The following is a 3,757-nucleotide window of genomic DNA, read 5'->3' as shown; positions in this document are numbered from 1 at the left end:
CTTCGGACCCACGCCGATCTCGCACGGCATGGCAGGCTTCGAAACGCCGCCCGCGGTGACCAAGATTTCCTTCAAGCGGGAATTCCACTGGAGCACGATGCACAATGCGCCGATGCGCTGGGCCACGTTCTTCAACGGCGACATGGCTTTCCACGTGGGTCCGGTCGATTCGAAATCACACGGTTGTGTGCGCATGACCGAAGACGGCGCCCACCGTTTCTTCGACTACCTGAACCCCGGCGACATCACCCAGGTCATCGCGTAGGTACCCGGACAACTCACCGGGCTGATCCGGCCCGGTGAGTTACCGTCGGTCCATGCGTCGGTCCATGCGTCGGTGGTTGGTGGGCGGGGTTGTCGGCATCGTCGTGGTTTCGGCGGTGCCGGCCGGTCTGTATGTGTTGGCGAATTCGCGGACCTATCAGGTGGCGGGGCGGCTGGTCGATCGGGTGGAGACCGACGAGAAGGTCGTCGCGTTGACCTTCGACGACGGACCCACCGCGCGGACGCCGGACGTGTTGCGGACGCTGGGGGAATTGCAGGTTCCCGCGACCTTCTACCTGGTCGGCGAGGACCTGGCCGCGCATCCCGAATACGGTGCGGCGATCGTGGGCGCGGGTCACGAGATCGGGAATCACTCCTATTCGCACCGGCGCATGGTGCTGGTTTCCGGCGACACCGTACGCGAGGAGATCGAGCGGACCGACGCCGAGATCCGTCGTGCCGGGTATCCGGGGCCGATCAGCTTCCGCCCGCCGTACGGCAAGAAACTGTGGACGCTGCCGCACTACCTCGCCGACCACGATCGCACCTCGGTGACCTGGGATGTGGAGCCCGATTCCGCGGGGGGCGCGTCACGGGAGGCCATCGTGGGCGACACCCTCGCCGAGACGCGACCGGGATCGATCATCCTGCTGCATGTCATGTACGGGCCCGAATCTCTTGCCGCGGTGCCGGAGATCGTGTACGGATTGCGCGCGCAGGGCTACCGATTCGTCACGGTCTCGGAGCTGCTCGCGCGCTGAGCCGATCCTTGGTCGATGCCGTCTGCGCGGTGGTAGGTGTCCTGAGCCGCGCGGACGGTGTCCATGTTCGATTCCACGACGACGATCAGCGACTTCAGCTGGTTCGCGACCGCCGTGCCCAGTTCCGTGAGCCTGTATTCGACGCGGGGTGGGATCGCTTCGAGCACCTCGCGATGGACCATGCCGTCGCGTTCCAGCGCCTGCAGGGTCTGCGAGAGCATGCGCTCGCTCACGCCGTCGACCCGGCGGCGCAGGGCGCTGAACCGGACCGGACCGTCGAGCAGCGCGACCAGGGCGAGCACACCCCACCGTCCGGTGATGTTCTGCAGGACGGGGCGGGAATGGCAATTGCGCGCGAAGACGTCGGCTTCCAGCGTGGGGTCGTGGTCCTCGTGGGTCGTCTCGGGCATGCCTCCATCGTACCCACTTGACGCAAGTGCCCACTGAAGGCATAGTGCTTACTAATAGTTAGTACTTGTACCGATGGAGGCAGCAATGACCGTGGCAGTGACAGCAGCAGGCGGAAAGCTCGGCCGGTTGGTCGTGGAGGCTCTGCTCGCCGCAGGGGAGCGACCGGTCGCGATCGTGCGCGATCCGAGCAAGGTGGCCGACCTCGCCGCGCGCGGCGCGCAAGTGCGGCAGGCGTCCTACGACGATCCGGCGGCTCTCGACGCCGCCCTGGCCGGTGTGGACCGGGTGCTGCTGATCTCGGGCAACGAGTTCGGCAAGCGAGTAGCCCAGCACACCACTGTGCTTCGCGCCGCCGAGCGCGCCGGGGTCGAACTGCTCGCCTACACCAGCATTCCGCGCGCCGACCGCAATCCGATGCTGCTGGCCGCCGAGCATCGCGGCACCGAAGAGGTGCTGGCGAGCGCCGCCGTGCCGACGGTGCTGCTGCGCAACAGCTGGTACTGGGAGAACTACGCCGGAGCCGTCGCGAACGCGGCCCAGTCCGGTGTCCTGCACGGCGCGATGGCCCAGGGTCGTGTCTCCGGCGCCGCACGCGCCGACTACGCCGAGGCGGCCGTGCGCGTGCTGACCGGCGAGGGCCACGAGGGCCGCGTCTACGAACTGGGCGGTGACGAGGCGCTGACCGGCGCCGACCTGGCGGCCGCGGTCACCGAGGCGAAGGGCTCCCCGGTTCGTTACGCGGACCTCGCCAAGGACGACTACGCGGCAGCCCTGCGCGCGGCGGGTCTCGAGGAGCAGTATGCCGCCGTCCTCGCCGACGCCGACGCCGGCATCGGCGAGGGCCTGCTGGAGGTGACCACCGGCGATCTGACCAAGCTCCTCGGCCGCCCGGCGACCTCGGCGTCCACGGTCTTCGCGCAGTAGTCGCCGCCCCGATGACGGCAGCACAGGGGTAGCTCACCGGGCGCGGGCTCACCCGGTGGGCGACCACCGCCCTGGTTCGGCCGGAGTACCCGGCGAAGCGGTACCGTCGGGGTTGTGGCTGATCAAAATCCCCGTCGACGTTCGCACTCCTGGCTGAGTGGATTGCTGTTCGTCATGGGCACCCTGCACTTCGTAGCGCCCAAGCCGTTCGACAAGATCGTGCCGCCGCAGCTGCCCGGCAACCCGCGGACCTATACGTACGGGTCCGGGGTTGCCGAGCTGGGTGTGGCGACCGCGCTGGCGGTGCCGCGCACCCGGCGCCTGGGCGGGTGGCTGGCCGCGGCGCTGTTCATCGGCGTCTTCCCGGCCAATATCCAGATGACGGTGGATGTGGTCGGTAATCCGAAGGCGCCCAAGGCTTTCAAGGCAGGCGTGCTGGCGCGGCTGCCGTTGCAGATCCCGATGATCGTGGCCGCGCTGCGCGTCGCTCGCCGCTGATCACACCCATTGCACGAGCTGGATGACGATCCCGTTGGGGTCGGTCATCTGGAAGTACCGCTCGCCCCACTCCTCGGTTTCGATGGGCGTCTCGATCGGGACGCCCTCGGCCCGCAGGCGGTCGTATTCGCGGTCGATGTCGTCGACGACGAACACGACGAGCAGTCCCTCGCCCGCGCTGCCGGCGATACGGGCGGGCTTGAACGAGCCGAGGCCGGTGCGCAGGTAGATCACGTCCATGCCCGCATCGGCCCGCGTCACATTGACGAACCCGTCGGCGGCCATCTTCTCGGTGAAGCCGAGGTGCTCGATCAGGAACTGGGCAGAGGTCTGGGGGTCGGCGACATTGAGCGAGAGAGCGGAAGCGCTGATCTGCATGGGGTCTCCTCGATAGCGGTGAACTCCGTACGTTGTACGCCTTTACTGTGGGAGACTCCGCGCAGACTCGCTATATGACCTGGGTCACACGGTCAGAACGTGTCACGCTCGATCCGCAAGGTCGTGATGGTCGACGCCAGACCCTCGTACTGATTGACCAGCAGCACGATCTCGATCAGCGTCCGCTCGTCGTAGTGCTCGGCCAGCGCGTTCCACGCCGCGTCGTCCACGTTCCGGGTGTTCACCAGCTGATCGGCGACATTCAGCAGCGCCCGCTGTCGCGGAGTCCAGCCCTCGGCCTCGGGACCTGCGGCAACCCGCTCGATCTCGACTGGCGACAGCCCCGCCTTGCGGCCCAGTCGACGATGATGGTCGGCCTCGTAGTCGCATTCGCGCAGCTGAGCGACGCGCAGGATCACCAGCTCGGCCTCGGCGCGCGCCAACCTGCCACCCGGCATGAGCTTGCCGGAGAAATGCAGCCAGCCGCGAAAGAGCCCGCCGGTGCGCCCGAGGGTGCTGAC

At 67.7% G+C, this 3,757-nt stretch carries 7 protein-coding genes; 4 read left to right on the top strand and 3 right to left on the bottom strand.

Going from position 1 to position 3,757, the window contains the following annotated elements:
• Both ACFWF3_RS27795 and ACFWF3_RS27790 read left to right on the top strand, forming a co-directional pair.
• The coding region (locus tag ACFWF3_RS27795; protein ID WP_379316381.1) for a L,D-transpeptidase at positions 1 to 265 on the top strand (265 nt) is incomplete at its 5' end.
• Positions 266 to 317: 52 nt separating this feature from the next.
• The gene (locus ACFWF3_RS27790; protein ID WP_379316379.1) at positions 318 to 1,025 is read left to right on the top strand and encodes a polysaccharide deacetylase family protein; all 708 of its coding nucleotides are present in this window, start codon (positions 318 to 320) and stop codon (positions 1,023 to 1,025) included.
• On the opposite strand, the gene ACFWF3_RS27785 is transcribed toward ACFWF3_RS27790, so the two are convergent.
• Positions 986 to 1,435, bottom strand: coding sequence for a winged helix-turn-helix transcriptional regulator (locus ACFWF3_RS27785; RefSeq protein ID WP_378991150.1), 450 nt, complete (start codon positions 1,433 to 1,435; stop codon positions 986 to 988). The genes ACFWF3_RS27790 and ACFWF3_RS27785 overlap by 40 nt on opposite strands.
• Before the next feature lie 85 nt (positions 1,436 to 1,520).
• On the opposite strand from ACFWF3_RS27785, the gene ACFWF3_RS27780 reads away from it, so the two are divergent.
• Together ACFWF3_RS27780 and ACFWF3_RS27775 are read left to right on the top strand one after the other, a co-directional pair.
• Positions 1,521 to 2,360: an NmrA family NAD(P)-binding protein gene (locus tag ACFWF3_RS27780; protein WP_379316377.1), complete on the top strand. Its 840-nt coding sequence runs from the start codon at positions 1,521 to 1,523 to the stop codon at positions 2,358 to 2,360.
• Positions 2,361 to 2,534: 174 nt separating this feature from the next.
• On the top strand, positions 2,535 to 2,858 hold the full coding sequence (locus ACFWF3_RS27775; RefSeq protein ID WP_378991245.1) for a hypothetical protein: 324 nt from the start codon (positions 2,535 to 2,537) through the stop codon (positions 2,856 to 2,858).
• Here the strand turns inward: ACFWF3_RS27775 and ACFWF3_RS27770 are convergent, their stop codons facing one another.
• Positions 2,859 to 3,236 carry a VOC family protein gene (locus ACFWF3_RS27770; RefSeq protein ID WP_378991148.1) on the bottom strand — a complete coding sequence of 126 codons (378 nt, stop codon included), beginning with the start codon at positions 3,234 to 3,236 and terminating at the stop codon, positions 2,859 to 2,861. It abuts the gene before it with no gap.
• A 92-nt stretch (positions 3,237 to 3,328) separates the two neighbouring features.
• The coding region (locus ACFWF3_RS27765) for a carboxymuconolactone decarboxylase family protein (RefSeq protein ID WP_379316375.1) at positions 3,329 to 3,757 on the bottom strand (429 nt) is incomplete at its 5' end.

Origin of the sequence: Nocardia sp. NPDC060220 (assembly GCF_042727815.1) — a bacterium.
Taxonomy (GTDB): domain Bacteria; phylum Actinomycetota; class Actinomycetes; order Mycobacteriales; family Mycobacteriaceae; genus Nocardia.
This window is presented reverse-complemented; position numbering and strand designations above follow the sequence as displayed.